Here is a 17,270-nt window from a genome sequence, read left to right as displayed (position 1 = left end):
GGAGATTTTCATGCCGTTGGTATCTGGTGCCGAAGTTGTTCTGGCTGCGGCGAAGGCCGGTCGGGGTGTCGGCGCTTTCAATGTGATCCAGCTCGAGCACGCGACCGCTCTGATCGCGGGCGCCGAGCAGGCGGGGACGCCGGTCGTCCTGCAGATCAGCGAGAACGCGGTCAAGTACCACGGCGCGCTGAAGCCGATCGGCGTCGCCACCCTGGCCGCCGCCGCGGACGCCGCCGTCCCGGTCGTCGTCCACCTCGATCACGCGATGGACCGCGACCTGGTCACCGAGGCCGTCGGCCTCGGCTTCACCTCCGTCATGTACGACGCCTCGAAACTCGAGTACGCCGACAACGTCGCCGCGACCACCGAGGTGACGAAGTTCTGCCACGACCACGGCGTCTTCGTCGAGGCCGAGATCGGAGAGGTCGGCGGCAAGGACGGCGTCCACGCGCCCGGCGTCCGCACCCGCCCCGACGAGGCCGTCGCCTTCGCCGAGGCCACCGGCGTCGACGCCCTCGCCGTCGCGGTCGGCTCCTCGCACGCGATGACCGAGCGCACCGCCGCCCTCGACTTCGACCTGATCGCCGAGCTGCGCGCGGCCGTCGCCGTCCCGCTCGTCCTGCACGGCTCCTCCGGCGTCGCCGACCCCGACCTGACCCGCGCCGTCGAGGCCGGCATGACGAAGGTCAACATCGCTACCCATCTCAACAACGTCTTCACCGCCTCCGTCCGCCAAACCCTCGCCGACGCACCCACCCTCGTCGACACCCGCAAGTACCTCGGCCCCGCCCGCGATGCAGTCGCCACCGAGGTCGCCCGCCTCCTCACCCTCCTGAAGGCCTAGGCCGGACCGCCCCTCAAGAGCGAATCGCCTCGTAGCGGCGGAGGGACTCCAGACGGGCTTCGGCGTGGTCGACGATCTGGTCGGGGTAGCCGGCGGCGCCGCCGTGTTTCCAGGGTTCGTGGGCCTGTTTGCCGGGCAGGTCGCGGAGTTCGGGGATCCAGCGGCGGACGTACTCGCCCTGGGGGTCGAACTTCAGGCCCTGGGTGATCGGGTTGAAGATCCGGAAGTACGGCGACGCGTCGGCGCCGCAGCCGGCGACCCATTGCCAGTTCAGCGAGTTCGAGGCCAGGTCGCCGTCGTACAAGCGCTGCATGAACCAGCGGGCGCCGTACTTCCAGTGCACGTGCAGGTCCTTGATCAGGAAGGACGCGACGACCATCCGGACCCGGTTGTGCATGAAGCCGGACTCGTTGAGCTGCCGCATCCCGGCGTCCACGATCGGGAAGCCGGTGCGGCCCTGCTGCCAGGCTTCGAGCTGGTCGCCGGGCTCGTCGTAGACCATCCGCTCGAACTCGGGGCGCAGCGGTTTCCAGGCGGCGTCCGGATGGCGGGCCAGCAGGTCGGCGCAGAACTCGCGCCAGGCGAGCTCGCGGCGGTAGGCCTCGGCGCCTGCGCTGCGCTTGTGGGACAGGTCGAAAAGCATCGTGCGCGGATGGATCTCGCCCCATTTCAGCGGGATCGACATCCGCGAGGTGCTGTCGAGATCGGGCCGATCGCGTTCGTCGTCGTAGTCCGCGACGTCGTCCAGCCAGCTCTGCCAGTGTTTCCGGGTCGCCTGCTCACCGGCAGTGCCGAGGTCGGACTCGGGGAGCGGCTCGCTGTCTGCCTTCAGCCACTGGACGTCGGCGGGCGCGTCGACCGGCTTGCGCCAGCCGTGCTCGAGCCAGGCGCGGAAGTACGGCGTGAAGACCTGGTACGAGCGTCCTTGCTGGTTGAGGATCCGGCCCGGGGCGATCGCGTACGGCGAACCGGTCGCGACCAGCGGACACTTCAATGCGGCTTCAACTTCTTGGTCGCGGCGCTGCCCGTACGGCGCGTGGTCCGCGCTGATGTGGACGCTGACCGCTTCGATCTCCTTCGCCAGCTCCGCGATCACCCGGGCCGGATCGCCGCGGCGGATCACCAGCCGGCCGTCCATGGCCGCCGACAACGCTGTCAACGAGGCGGTCAGGTGCTCGCGGCGCGGATCGCCGGAACGCTCCCAGAGCAAGGGATCCACGACGAAGACGCCGAGCACCCGGCCGGCACCCGCGCTCACGGCGTCCAGGAGGGCCGGGTTGTCGCTCAATCGGAGATCACGGCGGAACCACATCAGTGCTGTCACGTCCGGCATCTAACGCCAGTACCCGTGGCAATGCGGGCAGACTTGCCCGCATAAGCGAGAATGGGTTTCGTGAGCGAGCTGATCGATACCACCGAGATGTACCTGCGGACTGTCTACGAGCTGGAAGAAGAGGGCATCCTGCCGCTGCGCGCGCGGATCGCCGAACGGTTGCACCAGTCCGGGCCGACAGTCAGTCAGACGGTGGCGCGGATGGAGCGCGACGGTCTCGTCACGGTCGAGGGCGACCGGCACCTCGAGCTCACCGCCGTCGGGCGCAAGCAGGCGGTCCGGGTGATGCGCAAGCACCGCCTGGCCGAGCGGCTGCTGGTCGACGTGATCGGCCTGGAGTGGGAGGACGTGCACGCCGAGGCCTGTCGCTGGGAGCACGTGATGAGCGACGCGGTCGAGCTGCGGCTGCTGAAGATCCTGGACAACCCGACCGAGTCGCCGTACGGCAACCCGATCCCGGGCCTGGAGGAGTTGCTCACCGACGGCCAGGCCAGCGCCACGGAGGACTTCCGGATCGGCGTCGAGCCGCTGGACAAGGTCCTCGACCAGGCCACCGGGCAGAGCGTCCGGGTGCTGGTCCGCCGGATCGCCGAGCCGGTGCAGACCGACGACAGCGCGATGGCCGTCCTGCGCAAGGCCGGCGCCCTGCCGGGCCGCGAGGTCGACTCCGCGCTGGACGCCGAGGGCGTGCTGGTCGGCAGCCGGGAGGCCGGCGGCGTGATCAGCGACGAGACCGCCGGGCACATCTTCGTCAGCATCGTCTGAGGTCAAAGCTCCGTTAACGCTGAGCACTCGATGCGGTACGTCGTGTGCTCAGCGGGTACCGTCTCGCTGAAATGTCCGAAAACGTCATCGACTGGCCCCAGTACCTGCGGGAGTTCCACACCGCGGCCCCGGGCAGCACCGAAGCCCTGTTGTCCCGAGCCGTCGCCGGCGATCACACGCCGTACCGGTGGCTGGTCCGCGCTGTCTCCGGCGAGGCGCGCCGCGTCCTCGACCTCGCCTGTGGAAACGGCCCGGTCGCCCGTGAGCTGTACGGGCGGTGGGTGGTCGGGGTCGACAACAACTCCGCCCAGCTGGCCGGAGCGCCTGGTCCTAAGGTCCAGGCCGACGCGCTGCACCTGCCCTTCGCCAACGAGGTCTTCGACGTCGTCACCTGCTCGATGGGGCTGATGGTGCTGCAGCCGCTGCCCGCCGTCCTGTCCGAGGCGGCGCGCGTCCTGCGCCGGGGCGGGGTGCTGGCGGCGATCGTTCCCGCCGTCCGGCCGCTGCGGCGCGGCGACATCCGCACGCTGAGCGGGCTGACCACGCGGCTGCGGTCGACCCCGCAGTTCCCGGCCGGTGGTGAGATCACCGAGCTGAAGGAGAAGCTGCGGCAGGCAGGGTTCGACGTGATGGAGAGCCAGCGCGAGCGGTACGTCTACACGATCCGCAGCCGGGACGACGCGCAGCGGCTCGTCAACGCCGTCTACCTGCCCGGTACGCCGGACGCCCGTCGCGACACCGCCGCGGAGTGGCTGGCCGACCGCGCGGAGTCCAAGGACGGGCTGGAGGTCGCGATCCCGATCCGCCGGATCACCGCGATGCGGACGAAGGTTGCCCTGACCACCTGACGAGTCAGTGGCCGGACGGCCCGCGCGGGGAAGTAGCGTGTTCCTGTGGGTGCGCTGAGCTGGTCCGTGCGGACGGTGGATCGGGCGCTCGACGGTGAGACGGTCTACCGCGAGCTGCTGGCCGACGAGCCGGTCGCGTTCTGGCTCGACGGCAGCCTGACCGATCGCGTCGAGCGGCGGGTCTCCGTGCTGGGGACCGGGCCGCTGTCCGACGTACTGGTTCGGGATGCTGCCGACGGGGACGTGTTCGCCGAGCTGACGGAGTTGCTCGCGGCGCGGGCTGTTCCGGCGCCGGCTGGGCTGGAGGGGTACTTCAGCGGCGGATACGTCGGGTACTTCGGGTACGAGCTGAAGGCGCTCACGGGTGGCGCGGCCGCGCATGCTGCGCCGACGCCGGACGCGCTGTGGATCTGGGCCGATCGGTTCGTCGTGATCGACCACGACCGGGAGGTCAGCTTCCTGGTCGCGCAGGACGAGCGCTGGCTGGATCGCGCGGCGTCCGGCGGCTGGTGGATGTCCGGGGTCGAGCGGCCGGCGATCGCCGAGCTGGACGTCGAGGCGCATCTCGAGCTGGACCGGACGGCGTACCTGGCCGCGATCGGGCGCTGTATGACCGCGCTGGAGGCGGGGGAGACGTACGAGGTCTGTCTGACCAACCGCGTCCGCCTCCCGGCCGTCGACGACCCGTTCGGGTTCTTCTGCTGGCAGCGCGCGACGAACCCAGCGCCGTACGCCGCCTTCCTCCGGTACGGCGAGCTGGCGGTGGCGAGCTCGTCGCCGGAGCGGTTCCTGACCGTGGACGGCGACCGCTGGGCCGAGTGCCGCCCGATCAAGGGCACCGCGCCGCGGGATGCCGATCCGCAGGCGGACCAGATCGCCGCGAAGGCGCTCGCCGAGGACGAGAAGACCCGCGCCGAGAACCTGATGATCGTCGACCTGATCCGTAACGACCTCGGCCGGGTCAGCGAGCCCGGCAGCGTCCAGGTCCCGCAGCTGATGCAGGTCGAGAGCTACCGGACGCTGCACCAGCTCGTCACCACGGTCCGCGGCCGGCTGCGCGCGGACGTGACCGCGGTGGACGCCGTCCGCGCGTGCTTCCCGCCGGGGTCGATGACGGGGGCGCCGAAGATCCGGACGATGGAGCTGCTCGACGAGCTCGAGCCGAGTGCCCGCGGGGTGTACTCCGGCGCGCTCGGTTACCTGACACTCGACGGCCGGGCGGATCTCAGCGTGGTGATCCGGACGGCGGTGCTGACCCCGGACGAGACGGTGATCGGCGCCGGGGGAGCGATCGTGCTCGATTCCGACGCGAGCGCGGAGTACGACGAAATGGTGCTCAAGGCAACGGCTGCCCTGGGTGGGAAGGTGGGGGAATGACCGGTTTGCAGGTGGCGGACTCGTTCTTGGTCGTCGACGGGGCGGTGCGCGGGCTCGACCTGCACCGCGAGCGGTTCGTCGGCTCCTGCGCCGCGGCCGGCGTGGACGCGGAGCCGTTCTGGGCGCAGCAGGTCAGCCGCCTGCCCGGTTTCGGCCGCTGGTTCCCCCGCTTCGAGCTCCGCGACACCGGCGAACTCGCCGTCCTGCGCCGGCCCGCCCCGACCACCGGCGGCCGCGTCCGCGTCGCCGTCCACGAAGGGCCCGACCCGCGCGCCAACCCGCGCGTCAAAGGCCCCGACCTGGACCTCCTCGGCAAACTCAAGGACGCCGCCCCGCACCGGGCCGACGAGCTCCTCTTCCTGGACGCCGACGGCTCCGTCCTCGAAGCCGCCTACTCGGCCATCGCCTGGTGGGAGGACGGCACCCTCTGCTTCCCCCTCCCCACCGCCCCGATTCTCCCCTCCGTCACCGCCACCCTCCTCCGCACCCTCGCCGCCACCAACGACACCCCCACCGCCCACCGCACCCGCACCCCCGCCGACCTCCACACCACCGAGGTCTGGCTCCTCAACGCCCTCCACGGCATCCGCCCGGTCCACGCCTGGAACGACTCCCCGATAGACCCCCTCCCCAACTCCACAGCCCCCACCTGGCAATCCCACCTGACGTCCCTCGCCGCCCCGCTCTAGTTCTGGGTGGTCGGCGACAGCGGCGAAGCCCGCTTGTAAATGTGATATCAGTTTGCTACCTTTTGGACATCCGAAGGGAGTGGGCCATGGTGGACGTGGATGTGGTGGAGATGCCGGCGCCGAAGGTGCGCGAGCGCGCGGCGCGGGAGGTCAACGGCTGGCCGATGGCCGGTGCGGCCTTCGTGCTGGTGGTGGGCGGCGGTGCGCTGTTCAGTGTCGCGGCCGTGAAGGGGGCCGTTCCGGTGCTGGTGCTCGGGGTGGTGGCCTTCCTGGTCGGTGCGTTTCTGGCTGCGGGGCTGACGCCGGTCGCGCCGGGGCGGGCGCGGGTGCTGCAGATCCTCGGGCGGTACTCCGGAACGCTGCGGACCGACGGGCTGCGCTGGGTGAACCCGATCAGCTCGCGGCACGAGGTCTCGACCCGGATCCGGAACCACGAGACGGCGGTGGCCAAGGTCAACGATGCCGACGGCAACCCGATCGAGATCGCGGCCGTGGTGGTCTGGCAGGTCGAGGACACCGCGCAGGCGATGTTCGAGGTGGACGACTTCGTCGAGTTCGTCGCGATCCAGACCGAGACCGCCGTCCGGCACATCGCGAACAGCTACCCGTACGACGTGCACACCGACGAGGGCGGGATGTCGCTGCGGGACAGCACCGACGAGATCACCGAGACGCTGTCGACCGAGATCGGCGCCCGGGTGCAGGCGGCCGGCGTCCATGTCATCGAGTCCCGGATCACCCACCTGGCGTACGCGCCGGAGATCGCGCAGGCGATGCTGCGCCGCCAGCAGGCGGGCGCGGTCGTCGCGGCCCGGCAGCGGATCGTCGAGGGCGCGGTCGGCATGGTCGAGCTCGCGCTGGACCGGCTGTCCGAGCACAACGTGGTCGAGCTCGACGAGGAGCGCAAGGCGACCATGGTCAGCAACCTGCTGGTCGTGCTGTGTGGTGACCGGGACGCCCAGCCCGTGGTCAACACCGGTTCGCTCTACCAGTAAGCGGCCGTCATGGCCGTGGAACGCAAGAAGATCCTGCTCCGGCTGGATCCCGGCGTGCACGACGCGCTCGCGCGCTGGGCGGCCGATGATCTGCGCAGTACCAACGCCCAGATCGAGTTCCTGCTCCGGCGGGCGCTGGCCGAAGCCGGCCGGCTCCCGTCGGGGGTCGGCAAGCAGCGCGGCCCGGGCCGCCCGGCCAAGGGGGAAGAGGACGAATGATGACGAGTCGAGTACGCCGGCCGGCGGGGGTCGGGGCGCCCGTCGTGCCGGAGCCGCTGGCGGCGCGAATGTTCTTACTGGCTTACGATCCGGCCAAGGGCCGGTTGACGGCGAAGGCGAAACTCGGCCGGTTGCTCCGGGCCGCGGCGCTGATCGATCTGCAACTCCGGGGGAATGTTGCCGATGACAACGGTAAGGTCCGGGTCGAGGTGAAACCGGCGGTCCCGTCCGATGATGTGCTGATCGGCATCCTGGCCGATATCGAGGCGTCCCGGCCGAAGAAGTGGCGGGCCTGGATCGATCGCCGGCAGGGCGCGATCCTGCGTCAGGTCCGCGACGGGCTGGAGCACGACCAGGTGATCAAGGTCGAGCGCCGCCGGTGGCTCGGCCTGATCCCGAACGACCGGATCACCGTCCGGCATCCGCTCGTCCGGCGGCAGTTGGTGCAGCGTGCGACCGACGTACTGCGCCCGTCCCGCCCGGTCAGTCAGGTCGACCTCCGGGACGCCGCGCTGATCGTCCTGGCGGCGACCGCCGACCTGCGGGTCGTCCTGTCCAAGGAGCAGCAGCGGCAGCACAAGAATCGCCTGGCCCAGCTGGCGGTTCGGGTCGGGCCGGTGGCTCCGGCGCTCAAGAAGGCCCTGCAAGCCGCGCAGCACGCGGCCTCGGGTGCGGCTTGACCAGGGAGATCCGGAGGGTGCTATGGTTCGTTACTCAAGTAAGGAACCATAGAGCCTGCGAGATCTGCTGAGGGGAGAGGTGTCGTGTTCGACGAGCGCAGCCCGATCTACCTGCAGATCGCGGACCAGATCAAGAACGACATCGTCAGCGGCGCGCTCGCCGAGGACGAGCAGGTGATGTCGACGAACCAGTACGCCGCGTTCTACCGGATCAACCCGGCGACCGCGGCCAAGGGTTTCGCCCAGCTGGTCGACGAAGGGGTGCTGTACAAGAAGCGCGGGATCGGGATGTTCGTCAGCCCGAACGCGCGCGATCTGCTCCGCACCGGACGCCGCGAGGGCTTCTTCGCCGACGTCGTCGACCCGATGATCCGTGAGGCCAAGGCCCTCGGCGTGCCGCTCCGGGACGTCGTCCAGCACATCCGCGAGTACGGAGACGCGTGATGACCACGAGCACTGTGCACCGATCCGCCCTCGGAGTGCGTACCGAGGAACTCACCGTCCGCTTCGGCGGCGTCCCGGCCCTGGACCGGCTGGATCTGCGGCTCGCGCCGGGCAAGATCCACGGCCTGCTCGGCCGCAACGGCTCCGGCAAGAGCACGCTGGCCGCCGTCCTGGCCGGGTTCCGGCAGCCCGACGACGGCCGGGTGCTGATCGACGGCGCCGGGCTCGGGACGCCGATGCCGCCGTACGAGAACGCCGTCGTGACGAGCCGGGTCTGCCTGATCCGGGAGTCCGGCGACCTCGTCGACAGCGCCCCGGTCCGGCAGGTGCTCGGGCTGGCGGCGAGCCTGCGCCCGTACTGGGACGCCGAGCTGGCGGGCGAGCTGCTGGACCGCTTCGAAGTCCCGACGAACAAGCGGATCTCGAAGCTGTCCCGCGGTAAGCGGTCGGCGCTCGGGGCGGTTCTCGGGCTGGCCAGCCGCGCGCCGCTGACGATCTTCGACGAGACCTACCTCGGGATGGACGTCCCCTCCCGGAACGCGTTCTACGCCGCGCTGCTCGCCGACTACGCCGAAGTGCCGCGGACGATCGTCCTGTCCACGCACCTGGTCAGCGAGGTCAGCACGCTGCTCGAAGAGGTGGTCATCCTCGACAACGGCCGGCTCGTCACGCAGTCGCCGGTGGACGCGCTGCGCGGGCGCGGCGCGGCGATCGTCGGGCCGGTGGCGCTGGTCGACAAGTTCGCGGCCGGTTTCACCGTGCTGGCCGAGGAGCGGCTCGGCGGGACGAAGTCCGCGACCGTGCTCGGTGACCTCGATCCGGCGCTGCGTGCGGAGGCCGCGGCGTCCGGGCTGGAGATCGGTCTGGTCGGTCTGCAGGACCTCTTCGTCCATCTCACCGCTCCGGCGCCGAAGGGAGACCGCCGATGACCGCCACGACCGTGGAGCTGCCGCGAGGAGTCACCAACCTCGATCGGCTCCGGCAGGTGCTGCGCGCGATGCGGATCGGCTCCATGCCGATGCTGAGCGTCTACTGGGGCGTGATGCTGGTCCTGTTCATCGCCGGCGGTTTCGCCGTCCAGGCCCTGAACGACGGCACCGGCAACAGCATGTGGGACTACGGCACCCAGTCGCCGAAGTACTTCTCGATGGCGGCCGGGATCAGCCTCGCGCCGGCGTACCTGAACCTGCTCGTCGCCCAGGGCGTCACCCGGCGGATGTTCTCGGTTGCCGCGAGCATCTTCCTGACGCTGGCCGCGGCCACCACGGCGTTGCTGTGGGTGCTGGGCTACCAGATCGAGCGCGTGGTCTACGACGCGCAGGGCTGGGGCCAGGGCCTGGAGAACGCGCATCTTTTCACCAGTACGTCCCAGGGCGGACTGATCTTCGTCGAGTTCTTCCTGCTGATCGTTTCGCACGAGGCGACCGGGTGGTTGCTGGGGGTCACCTTCTACCGGTTCGGCTTCTGGCGGGCGCTGGCGCTCGTCCCGCTGTCGCTGCTGCCGGCCGCGGCGACGGAGTTCCTGCTCGTCTCCCAGTGGCTGGCCGGGCCGCTGTCCGGCCTGTACGAGCGGCCGCCGCTGGCGATCGCCGTCCCGGCCGTCCTGCTGGTCACCGCGCTCGGCCTGTACGCCGGGCACCGGGTGCTGCGGCCGATGCCGCTGAAACCCGCCAAGGGCTGAGTTATGCACAGGGGATGTGTATAAGTCGGGTGCGTTCTGTGGACGGTTGCGTGCTCGCTGTGGACGACACGCAGATAGTCGCGGAGTCGCAAGAACTGTTGTCTGGAAAGGGTTGTGCGGCCCCGGTCGGCGGCGGTACAAATGTCGACACGCCGTTGTGTCGAACAGCGGCGGGTCGACGAGAAACCGAGGGCCCACGCGGTGGGGATCCCCACTGAGGTAGACCGGTGACGGGGTCTGCCGGTCCCACGGATCTTGCTCGGGAGGCTGGAGACGTCACCTTCCTTCAGCTACTGAGGGGCCCCTCCGACTCATACTCGGAGGGGCCCCGCTTCATGCGAGGCCCCTCGGTGATTCGATACCCGGCGGTGCCGGTTAGCGAAGCGTGATGCGCAGCCGGTTCAGCGGGCCGCGGGCCGCGACGTGCAACTCGGTGCCGCGGCTGGTCTTCTGCAGCTGGTAGTTGACCGTCTGACCGTTGAGCGTCACACGCTGTACGGACGCGCCCGCCGGTAACACGGCCCCGATGGTGAGCTTCGCGCTGACGCCGTCCGAGCTGACGTCGGTCCGCAACTCCTTACCGGTAAGCCGTGCGGTCACGTCGACGGCGCCGCGGTCGAGCCGGATGTTGCTGCCGGCCACCTTCTGCTGGCCTTCGGGAAGCTGCGGGACGATCGCGAGCCGGTCGCGACCGAGATCGGGGTCGACGCCGAGCTGCTGGTGAATGACCGGCCAGAGGACGCCGTACGTGCCCCAGGCCTGGAGGTTCATCGAACGGTCGTAGAACGGGCGGCCGATATTGGCGGGGGAGTCGGGGGAGGGGGCGATCTCCGGCATCGCGCCCGGCGTCTCCCAGACCGACGGATCGAGCTGGATCCGGGCGTTGCCGGTCGTGTAGACCTGCTGCTGGGCCTTGCCGAGCCGTCCATAGTTGCCCTCGGCAACCGCCATGATCGAGGTGTTGAGGGAGAAGATGCTGCGCTCGCTCTTCACCTGGGAGACCACCGGGTCGCAGCTCGCCCCGGGGTTGCCGGCCGGGTCGGACGTCGGGCCGGTGCCGGTGTGGAACAGGCCGAATTCGCCGGTGTAGCAGGGTTTCTCGCGCTGGTCGAGCGCCGCGGCGGCGTGCTCGGGGGAGGCGAGCGGGGAGGTCGGCTTGCCGGGCCGGACCAGCTCGGCCTCCATCGGGGTGACGCCGGTCCAGTGCCGCTGGAAGATCGGGGTGTTGTCGTTCGCGGGATCGGCCGGGTCATCGACGGAATCGGCGTACCCGAGCGCCTTCGGCACCCACCACTGGGCCTCGAAGCGGCGCTCGAGGTCGGTTGCGCGCGCGGTCGCCCACTGCTCGGTCCGGTGATCGCCGCGGGCGTCGGCCAGATCGGCGAGGTCGCGCAGACCGCGCGCGAGATAGACCGTGCTGTCGAGTTTCTCGGCGCCCATCCCGCTGCGCTCGACGTTCGCCAGGCCCTCGGGCCAGCCGTCCTGGTCCTGGTCGAGCTCACGGTAGACGTAGCGCAGGTTGCGGACGCTGAAGTCGTACATCTCGTCGCGGAAGCGGTCGTCGCCGGTCCAGCGCCAGAGCAGCGCGACGATACTGGGGAACTTCACCGTCTCGTCGGTGTTACCGGCGCTCTGGTTGGAGCCGAAGTACACGTCACCGGTCGGGATGATCTCGTGTGCGACCTTGCCGCTGCGCCGGTTGAGCAGATCGCTGATGTCACGGAGTGCGCGCAGATGCGCCTTGACCGTGTCGAACTGGCCGGCGGCGACGGCGGCGTACGACGTGTACTCGCCGTCCGTCGCGAACAGCCAGGGATAATCGGGGAAGCCGGCGCCGAACCAGCGCGCGGTGTCGATCCGGCCTGCTGGGGCTGGGTAGTCCTTGCCCTCATTGACGTCGCGGACCTGCAGGTTGCGGGCCTCCTGGACCGAGTCGGCCAGGTTCTGCTTGCTCCACGCGACGCTCTGCTCCAGCAGCGGATCACCCGGGAGCTCGACCTTCGAGCGTTCGTCGAGCTCCGCGCGCTGCCGGATCTTTGCCTGCAGCAACTGGTCTGGGTTGCGCAGCGCTTTGTCGTACTCGCGTTTGGCGGCAGCGCTACCGTCGTCCGAGCCCGCGACCGCGAACCAGATTGTCCGCTCCTTGTTCGCCTGCAGGGCGACCTCGTAGCTCAGCCGCCCGCCGGTGCCCTTTCCGATCAACGAGTCGTCGCATCGGGCCGGCGTCGTACCGTCGGGCGGGCAGATCACCGCTGGGCTCTGTGGGCCTCGATGGTCCGGCCCGAGTGTGTGCGCGGTCGGCTTCAGCGACGAGCCGACGTACGCCGCGTAGTCGTGCTTGCTCGCATTCGGATAGGCCGGCGTCCCCTGCTCCCGGAACCGCAAGGCGCCGCTCTGGTAATCACCGGTATCCGGCAGGTTGGCGTCGGCCGCGCTCGGCGTCGTCCAGCCCCACGGGTACGACGACATCAGCTCCGAATGCGCATCGACGTCCAGCTTCACCTTGCGCGTCGTCCCGGCCCGCAAGGTCAGCCCGACGACGGCTCCGCGGACGCCGTCCGGTACGAAGTCTGTCCTGCGGACCTGTACGTCGCCGCCGTACTCGACTCGGCTGTAGCCCCATCCGCTCGTGTACTTCGATGCCTCCTGCAACCACTCGCCGTCCAGGCCGAACCACAACCCGTCCAGCAACTTCAACGGCTGCGCCCAGAACCCGCCCATCTCCCCGCGCACATGCCACCCCGTCGCCGGATACAACCCGTTCTCGTCCCCCATGACATAAGCCCGATCCCCCACCACCAACCCGCGCCGATCCCCCAACCGACTCGACTCCGACAACTCACGTGCCGAGGCCCCCGCCCCGGCACTCGCCGTCGTCCCTTCACCCGGCACCCCGTCCGCCCGAGCCGACGCCGTCCCGGCCAACCCCACCCCCAGCGCCAACAACCCAACCCCCACAACCCGCCGCTTCGCGCCGGCCCGGCTTCGCGCCGGCTCCAACCAGTTGCTGAGGAAGCGGCGGATCGCGCCGGGTGCGGGGGTGCGGCTCGTGGAGGAGTTGCTCTGCCCGCGGGGCGGGGTGGCAGGGGTGTGCGGAGTCATGGCGGGTCTCCTTTGGGGGTTAGCCAGGGGCGGTGCTGCCTCGGATGACCAAGGTGGGGTGGAGGAGGTGGGCGGCGGGAGATTGGGTGGTGAGGGTGGTGATGAGGTGGGTGGCGATCTCGTCCATGGGCTGGCGGAGGGTGGTGAGGCCGGGGGTGACGACGTCGGCGAGGGGGGAGTCGTCGAAGCCGGTGACGCCGAGGTCGCGGCCGGGGGTGAGGTTGCGGCGGGTGAGCTCGCGGAGGGCGCCGAGGGCGAGGACGTCGGAGAGGGCGACGATGCCGTCCGGGGGTTCGGGGGAGTCGAGGAGCTGGGCGGTGGCGCGGGCGCCTTCGTCGAGGGTGTCCTCGCGGCAGCGGACGGCGAGGCCGGTGGTCGGCAGGCCGAGCTCCGCGCAGGTGGTGCGCCAGCCGTACAGACGGTCCTCGGCGAGCCCGGAGGTCTTCGGCCAGCTGAGGAAGGCGATCCGGCGGCGTCCGGTCTCGTACAGATGGCGGACGGCGAGCGCCGATCCGGCCGCGCCGTCGACGTCTACCCACGCGCCGGGCTGCGTGCTCTCCTTCCACACCCGCCCGAACGACACGAACGGGATCTTCTTCTCCTTCAGCCACCCGTGCCGCGGATCCCGCGTCTCGGTCTGCGACAACACGAACCCGTCGACCAGCCGCCGCGCGTGCAGATCGTCGTACACCGGCATCCCCTCGACCCCGGCCGGCGCCGTGAACAACAAGATGTGCCGCCCGGTCCGCTCCGCCGCCGCACACAGCGCATGCAAGAACTGGTCCATCACCAGATGCGTCTGATTCGGCCAGCTCGGCACGCAGTACCCGATCAACTCGACCGCGCTCGTCCGCAGACTCCGGGCATTACGATTGGGCCGGTAGTTGAGCAGCTCGATCGAGGCGTTCACCCGCGCCAGGGTGTCCGGCCGCAACCGGTGCGGCGCGTTCAACGCGTTCGACACCGTCTGCACCGACACCTCCGCGTGCGCGGCAACCTGCTTCAACGTCGCCACAACAACCTCCCCCAGGCCTTTTGAACGTTAAAACCCTTCGCATCCTCCCCCGCCCACCTCCCCCTGTCAACGCCTCACCCCACCGGACCGCGCCGCACCACCGCAACCGTCTCCGCCCACGACGCCGGCCCGATCCACCGCCCCCACCACGACGCGCCCGCTGCCGCGAAGGCCGCCGGATCCCCGCCGCTCACCTTCACCTCGAGCTCAGGCCGCTCCGCGAGCAACCCGCGGACGTCGTCCGGTGTCATCTGCTGCGGCGCGCTCGTACTGCCCTTGTAAGCACAGCTCCCGTCCCACCGCAGAATCCGCCGCCGCACCGCCGGGACCAGCAGGTTCCCACCCACCCAGACCGGGATCCGCGGCCGTTGCACCGGCCGGGCCGTCAGCTGCGCGCCTTCCAGCCGATAGTGCTTCCCCACGAAATCAACCGGCTCGCCCGACCACAATCGATCAATCACCGTCAGGCCTTCGTCCAGCATCTCCGCCAGCACCCGCGCCGGCCGCCGCGGCAGAAACGGATCATTCGGATCGCCGGTCCCCACCCCCAACACGAATCGACCACCCGTCAGGTGATCCAGCGCCACCGCCTCCGCCGCGACCTGCCACGGATTCCGCCGCGGCAGCGGCGTCACCGTCGTCCCGATCCGCACCCGAGACGTCGCCGCCCCCAACAGCTCCCACCGTCACCGAGTAGCGCATGTCCTGGACCCTAGACATCACCACCGACATCAGAGGCGCCTGGCTCGATGTCGCAAAGTCGCTAGGTTCTGTCGGTGGGGGCGGGGATGCTGGGGTGGTGTACGAGTCGAGGGAGCGGTGCGTTCGGGCGGTGCAGTCGAAGGATGCGCGGTTCGACGGGTGGTTCTTCACGGCTGTGCTGACGACGCGGATCTACTGTCGGCCGAGTTGTCCGGTGGTGCCGCCGAAGGTTGAGAACATGGTGTTCTACCCGAGTGCGGCCGCGGCGCAGCAGGCTGGGTTTCGCGCTTGTAAGCGGTGCCAGCCGGATGCGAGCCCTGGGTCGCCGGAGTGGAACGATCGGGCGGACGTCGTGGCGCGCGCGATGCGGCTGATCGCGGATGGCGTGGTTGATCGGGACGGCGTACCGGGGCTGGCGAGCCGGCTGGGGTACAGCGTGCGGCAGGTCCAGCGGCAGCTGTTGGCCGAGTTGGGGGCCGGTCCGTTGGCGCTTGCGCGGGCGCAGCGCGCTCAGACCGCGCGGCTGTTGATCGAGACCAGCGATCTACGGCTGGCGGATGTCGCCTTTGCCGCTGGATTCGCCAGTGTGCGGACGTTCAACGAGACCGTTCAACAGGTCTTCGCGCTGTCGCCCAGTGAGTTGCGGCGCCGCGGGACGCCGATCGCCGCGCCCGGCACCATCGCGTTGCGGCTGCCCTTCCGGGCCCCGCTGACGCCGGACAACCTCTTCGGTCATCTGATCGCCACCGGTGTCCCAGGCGTCGAGGAGTGGCGCGACGGCTACTACCGCCGAACGCTTCGGCTCCCGCACGGCCATGGTCTCGTCGCGCTCAAGCCCATGCCCGACCACATCGCCTGCCAGCTGTCGCTCACCGACCAGCGCGACCTCGCGATCGCGATCAGCCGCTGCCGCCGGATGCTCGATCTGGACGCCGACCCGGTCGCCGTCGACGAGCTGCTCGCGGCCGATCCGGTGCTGGCGCCGCTGGTCGCGAAGGCGCCCGGTCGTCGTGTTCCGCATACGGTCGATGGCGAGGAGTTCGCCGTCCGCGCGGTTCTCGGTCAGCAGGTCTCGACCGCCGCCGCCCGGACGCACGCGCATCGGCTCGTCCGCCAGCACGGCGACCCGATCGAGGATCCGGCCGGCGGCCTCACCCACCTGTTCCCGACCATGCAGGCGCTCGCGGGCCTCGACCCGGAGCAGCTGGCCTTCCCGAAGTCCCGGCGGACGACGCTCTGCACGCTGATCGAGACGCTCGCCGCGGGTGAGATCGACCTCGGCGCGGGCGCCGACTGGGAGCAGGCCCGCGCGCAGCTCGCGGCCTTGCCGGGGATCGGCCCGTGGACGGTCGAGTCGATCGCGATGCGTGCCCTCGGCGACCCGGACGCGTTCGTCGCCAGCGACCTCGGCATCCGGTACGCCGCGCGCGACCTAGGGTTGCCCGAGGCGCCGAAGGCGCTGACTGCCCACGCGGCCGCCTGGCGGCCCTGGCGGGCTTACGCCGTGCAGTACCTCTGGGCGACCGGAGACCATCCCATCAACAAGATTCCGGAGTGATGATGGCCGACCTGACCACCGACCGGTTGCTGCTCAGGCAGTGGCGGGAGTCCGACAAGGAGCCGTTCGCAGCGCTCAATGCCGACCCGGTCGTGATGGAGCATTTCCTGCGGACCGTCAGCCGGGAGGACAGCGACGCCCTGGTCGACCACACGTCCGCGCGGATCGCCGAGCAGGGCTGGGGCCTGTGGGCGGTCGAGGTGCGCGCGACCGGTGAGTTCATCGGGTTCACCGGGATGGCGGTGCCGCGGTTCGACGCGCCGTTCCTGCCTGGGGTGGAGATCGGCTGGCGGCTCGCGAAGAGTGCCTGGGGCAACGGTTACGCGACCGAGGCGGCCCGCGCCGCGCTCGACTACGGCTTCGGCCCGGCCGGCCTGACCGAGATCCTCTCGTTCACCGCGACCACCAACCTGCCGTCCCAGCGGGTGATGCAGAAGATCGGGATGACCCGCGACGAGGCCGGTGACTTCGACCATCCGCGGATCCCGGCCGGTCATCGCCTGCAGCGGCACGTCCTCTACCGGATCAGCCGATGACGTACGCCGTGATGGACAGCCCGGTCGGCCCGCTCACTCTGGTCGCGACCGACGCCGGTGAGCTGGCCGGTCTCTACATGACCGAGCACCGGCACCAGCCGCCGTTCGAAACCTTCGGCGCCCGCGACGACGACGTCCTGCCCGCCGCCGTCGAGCAGCTCACCGAGTACTTCGCGCACGACCGGAAGACCTTCGACCTCCCGCTGCACCTGCCCGGGACGCCGTTCCAGCAGCGCGTCTGGGCCGCACTCCAAGACATCCCGTACGGCGAGATCCGCACGTACGGCGAGCTGGCGCGCGAGCTCGGGATGGTCCCGGGCGCCTCCCGCGCCGTCGGTCTGGCCAACGGGAAGAACCCGGTCTCCATCATCGTCCCCTGCCATCGCGTGATCGGTTCCAGCGGCAGTCTCACCGGGTACGGCGGGGGCCTGCACAACAAGCAGGCCCTCCTCGACCACGAACGCGGTGACGCCCTGTTCTGA

18 protein-coding genes are annotated in these 17,270 nt (G+C 70.2%); 14 read left to right on the top strand and 4 right to left on the bottom strand.

Going from position 1 to position 17,270, the window contains the following annotated elements:
• Positions 1-10 precede the first annotated feature (10 nt).
• Entirely contained in the window at positions 11-844 is an 834-nt protein-coding gene (locus ACZ6ZD_RS02860; protein WP_465667707.1) for a class II fructose-bisphosphate aldolase, read from the top strand.
• A gap of 13 nt (positions 845-857) precedes the next feature.
• On the opposite strand, the gene ACZ6ZD_RS02855 is transcribed toward ACZ6ZD_RS02860, so the two are convergent.
• A complete protein-coding gene (locus ACZ6ZD_RS02855) occupies positions 858-2,177 on the bottom strand; it encodes a cryptochrome/photolyase family protein (RefSeq protein WP_465667705.1) in 1,320 nt (439 codons plus the stop codon).
• A 51-nt stretch (positions 2,178-2,228) separates the two neighbouring features.
• Here ACZ6ZD_RS02855 and ACZ6ZD_RS02850 point away from each other — a divergent pair, with 51 nt between their 5' ends.
• From ACZ6ZD_RS02850 to ACZ6ZD_RS02805, 10 genes are all read left to right on the top strand, one after another.
• On the top strand, positions 2,229-2,942 hold the full coding sequence (locus ACZ6ZD_RS02850; RefSeq protein ID WP_465667703.1) for a metal-dependent transcriptional regulator: 714 nt from the start codon (positions 2,229-2,231) through the stop codon (positions 2,940-2,942).
• 71 nt (positions 2,943-3,013) lie between these two features.
• The gene (locus ACZ6ZD_RS02845) at positions 3,014-3,790 is read left to right on the top strand and encodes a class I SAM-dependent methyltransferase (RefSeq protein ID WP_465667701.1); all 777 of its coding nucleotides are present in this window, start codon (positions 3,014-3,016) and stop codon (positions 3,788-3,790) included.
• 45 nt (positions 3,791-3,835) lie between these two features.
• Entirely contained in the window at positions 3,836-5,167 is a 1,332-nt protein-coding gene (gene pabB, locus ACZ6ZD_RS02840) for an aminodeoxychorismate synthase component I (protein WP_465667699.1), read from the top strand.
• Positions 5,164-5,856 carry an aminotransferase class IV gene (locus tag ACZ6ZD_RS02835; RefSeq protein WP_465667697.1) on the top strand — a complete coding sequence of 231 codons (693 nt, stop codon included), beginning with the start codon at positions 5,164-5,166 and terminating at the stop codon, positions 5,854-5,856. Before pabB ends, ACZ6ZD_RS02835 begins: the two co-directional genes overlap by 4 nt.
• 86 nt (positions 5,857-5,942) lie before the next feature.
• Complete coding sequence (locus tag ACZ6ZD_RS02830) at positions 5,943-6,851, top strand: SPFH domain-containing protein (RefSeq protein ID WP_465667695.1); 909 nt, start codon at positions 5,943-5,945, stop codon at positions 6,849-6,851.
• 9 nt (positions 6,852-6,860) lie between these two features.
• Positions 6,861-7,070 (top strand): type II toxin-antitoxin system antitoxin, encoded by a 210-nt coding sequence (locus ACZ6ZD_RS02825; RefSeq protein WP_465667694.1) that lies wholly within the window; start codon positions 6,861-6,863, stop codon positions 7,068-7,070.
• Positions 7,070-7,750 carry a GOLPH3/VPS74 family protein gene (locus ACZ6ZD_RS02820; RefSeq protein ID WP_465667692.1) on the top strand — a complete coding sequence of 227 codons (681 nt, stop codon included), beginning with the start codon at positions 7,070-7,072 and terminating at the stop codon, positions 7,748-7,750. The genes ACZ6ZD_RS02825 and ACZ6ZD_RS02820 overlap by 1 nt, the downstream gene beginning before the upstream one ends.
• An 84-nt stretch (positions 7,751-7,834) precedes the next feature.
• On the top strand, positions 7,835-8,194 hold the full coding sequence (locus ACZ6ZD_RS02815) for a GntR family transcriptional regulator (RefSeq protein WP_171677680.1): 360 nt from the start codon (positions 7,835-7,837) through the stop codon (positions 8,192-8,194).
• The gene (locus tag ACZ6ZD_RS02810; RefSeq protein WP_465667690.1) at positions 8,194-9,123 is read left to right on the top strand and encodes an ATP-binding cassette domain-containing protein; all 930 of its coding nucleotides are present in this window, start codon (positions 8,194-8,196) and stop codon (positions 9,121-9,123) included. The genes ACZ6ZD_RS02815 and ACZ6ZD_RS02810 overlap by 1 nt, the downstream gene beginning before the upstream one ends.
• Positions 9,120-9,875 carry a hypothetical protein gene (locus ACZ6ZD_RS02805; RefSeq protein ID WP_465667688.1) on the top strand — a complete coding sequence of 252 codons (756 nt, stop codon included), beginning with the start codon at positions 9,120-9,122 and terminating at the stop codon, positions 9,873-9,875. The genes ACZ6ZD_RS02810 and ACZ6ZD_RS02805 overlap by 4 nt, the downstream gene beginning before the upstream one ends.
• A gap of 375 nt (positions 9,876-10,250) precedes the next feature.
• On the opposite strand, the gene ACZ6ZD_RS02800 is transcribed toward ACZ6ZD_RS02805, so the two are convergent.
• From ACZ6ZD_RS02800 to ACZ6ZD_RS02790, 3 genes are all read right to left on the bottom strand, one after another.
• Positions 10,251-12,977 (bottom strand): glucosidase family protein, encoded by a 2,727-nt coding sequence (locus ACZ6ZD_RS02800; RefSeq protein WP_465667686.1) that lies wholly within the window; start codon positions 12,975-12,977, stop codon positions 10,251-10,253.
• 19 nt (positions 12,978-12,996) lie between these two features.
• On the bottom strand, positions 12,997-13,992 hold the full coding sequence (locus ACZ6ZD_RS02795) for a LacI family DNA-binding transcriptional regulator (RefSeq protein WP_465667684.1): 996 nt from the start codon (positions 13,990-13,992) through the stop codon (positions 12,997-12,999).
• Positions 13,993-14,066: 74 nt separating this feature from the next.
• A complete protein-coding gene (locus ACZ6ZD_RS02790; protein ID WP_465667682.1) occupies positions 14,067-14,666 on the bottom strand; it encodes an LLM class flavin-dependent oxidoreductase in 600 nt (199 codons plus the stop codon).
• A gap of 122 nt (positions 14,667-14,788) precedes the next feature.
• On the opposite strand from ACZ6ZD_RS02790, the gene ACZ6ZD_RS02785 reads away from it, so the two are divergent.
• From ACZ6ZD_RS02785 to ACZ6ZD_RS02775, 3 genes are read left to right on the top strand one after another with little or no spacing between them, the layout of a single operon-like run.
• On the top strand, positions 14,789-16,252 hold the full coding sequence (locus ACZ6ZD_RS02785; RefSeq protein WP_465667680.1) for an AlkA N-terminal domain-containing protein: 1,464 nt from the start codon (positions 14,789-14,791) through the stop codon (positions 16,250-16,252).
• 2 nt (positions 16,253-16,254) lie between these two features.
• Positions 16,255-16,788, top strand: coding sequence for a GNAT family N-acetyltransferase (locus tag ACZ6ZD_RS02780; RefSeq protein WP_465667678.1), 534 nt, complete (start codon positions 16,255-16,257; stop codon positions 16,786-16,788).
• On the top strand, positions 16,785-17,270 hold the full coding sequence (locus ACZ6ZD_RS02775) for a methylated-DNA--[protein]-cysteine S-methyltransferase (protein WP_465667676.1): 486 nt from the start codon (positions 16,785-16,787) through the stop codon (positions 17,268-17,270). Before ACZ6ZD_RS02780 ends, ACZ6ZD_RS02775 begins: the two co-directional genes overlap by 4 nt.

Source organism: Kribbella sp. NPDC104218 (assembly GCF_055584105.1).
This window is presented reverse-complemented; position numbering and strand designations above follow the sequence as displayed.

Bases quoted from the DNA above. Each gene is read 5' to 3' on its own strand.
- ACZ6ZD_RS02860 (WP_465667707.1), top strand. From the start codon at position 11: ATGCCGTTGGTATCTGGTGCCGAAGTTGTTCTGGCTGCGGCGAAGGCC.
- ACZ6ZD_RS02855 (WP_465667705.1), bottom strand. From the start codon at position 2,177: ATGCCGGACGTGACAGCACTGATGTGGTTCCGCCGTGATCTCCGATTG.
- ACZ6ZD_RS02850 (WP_465667703.1), top strand. From the start codon at position 2,229: ATGGGTTTCGTGAGCGAGCTGATCGATACCACCGAGATGTACCTGCGG.
- ACZ6ZD_RS02845 (WP_465667701.1), top strand. From the start codon at position 3,014: ATGTCCGAAAACGTCATCGACTGGCCCCAGTACCTGCGGGAGTTCCAC.
- ACZ6ZD_RS02835 (WP_465667697.1), top strand. From the start codon at position 5,164: ATGACCGGTTTGCAGGTGGCGGACTCGTTCTTGGTCGTCGACGGGGCG.
- ACZ6ZD_RS02830 (WP_465667695.1), top strand. From the start codon at position 5,943: ATGGTGGACGTGGATGTGGTGGAGATGCCGGCGCCGAAGGTGCGCGAG.
- ACZ6ZD_RS02825 (WP_465667694.1), top strand. From the start codon at position 6,861: ATGGCCGTGGAACGCAAGAAGATCCTGCTCCGGCTGGATCCCGGCGTG.
- ACZ6ZD_RS02820 (WP_465667692.1), top strand. From the start codon at position 7,070: ATGACGAGTCGAGTACGCCGGCCGGCGGGGGTCGGGGCGCCCGTCGTG.
- ACZ6ZD_RS02810 (WP_465667690.1), top strand. From the start codon at position 8,194: ATGACCACGAGCACTGTGCACCGATCCGCCCTCGGAGTGCGTACCGAG.
- ACZ6ZD_RS02805 (WP_465667688.1), top strand. From the start codon at position 9,120: ATGACCGCCACGACCGTGGAGCTGCCGCGAGGAGTCACCAACCTCGAT.
- ACZ6ZD_RS02800 (WP_465667686.1), bottom strand. From the start codon at position 12,977: ATGACTCCGCACACCCCTGCCACCCCGCCCCGCGGGCAGAGCAACTCC.
- ACZ6ZD_RS02780 (WP_465667678.1), top strand. From the start codon at position 16,255: ATGGCCGACCTGACCACCGACCGGTTGCTGCTCAGGCAGTGGCGGGAG.
- ACZ6ZD_RS02775 (WP_465667676.1), top strand. From the start codon at position 16,785: ATGACGTACGCCGTGATGGACAGCCCGGTCGGCCCGCTCACTCTGGTC.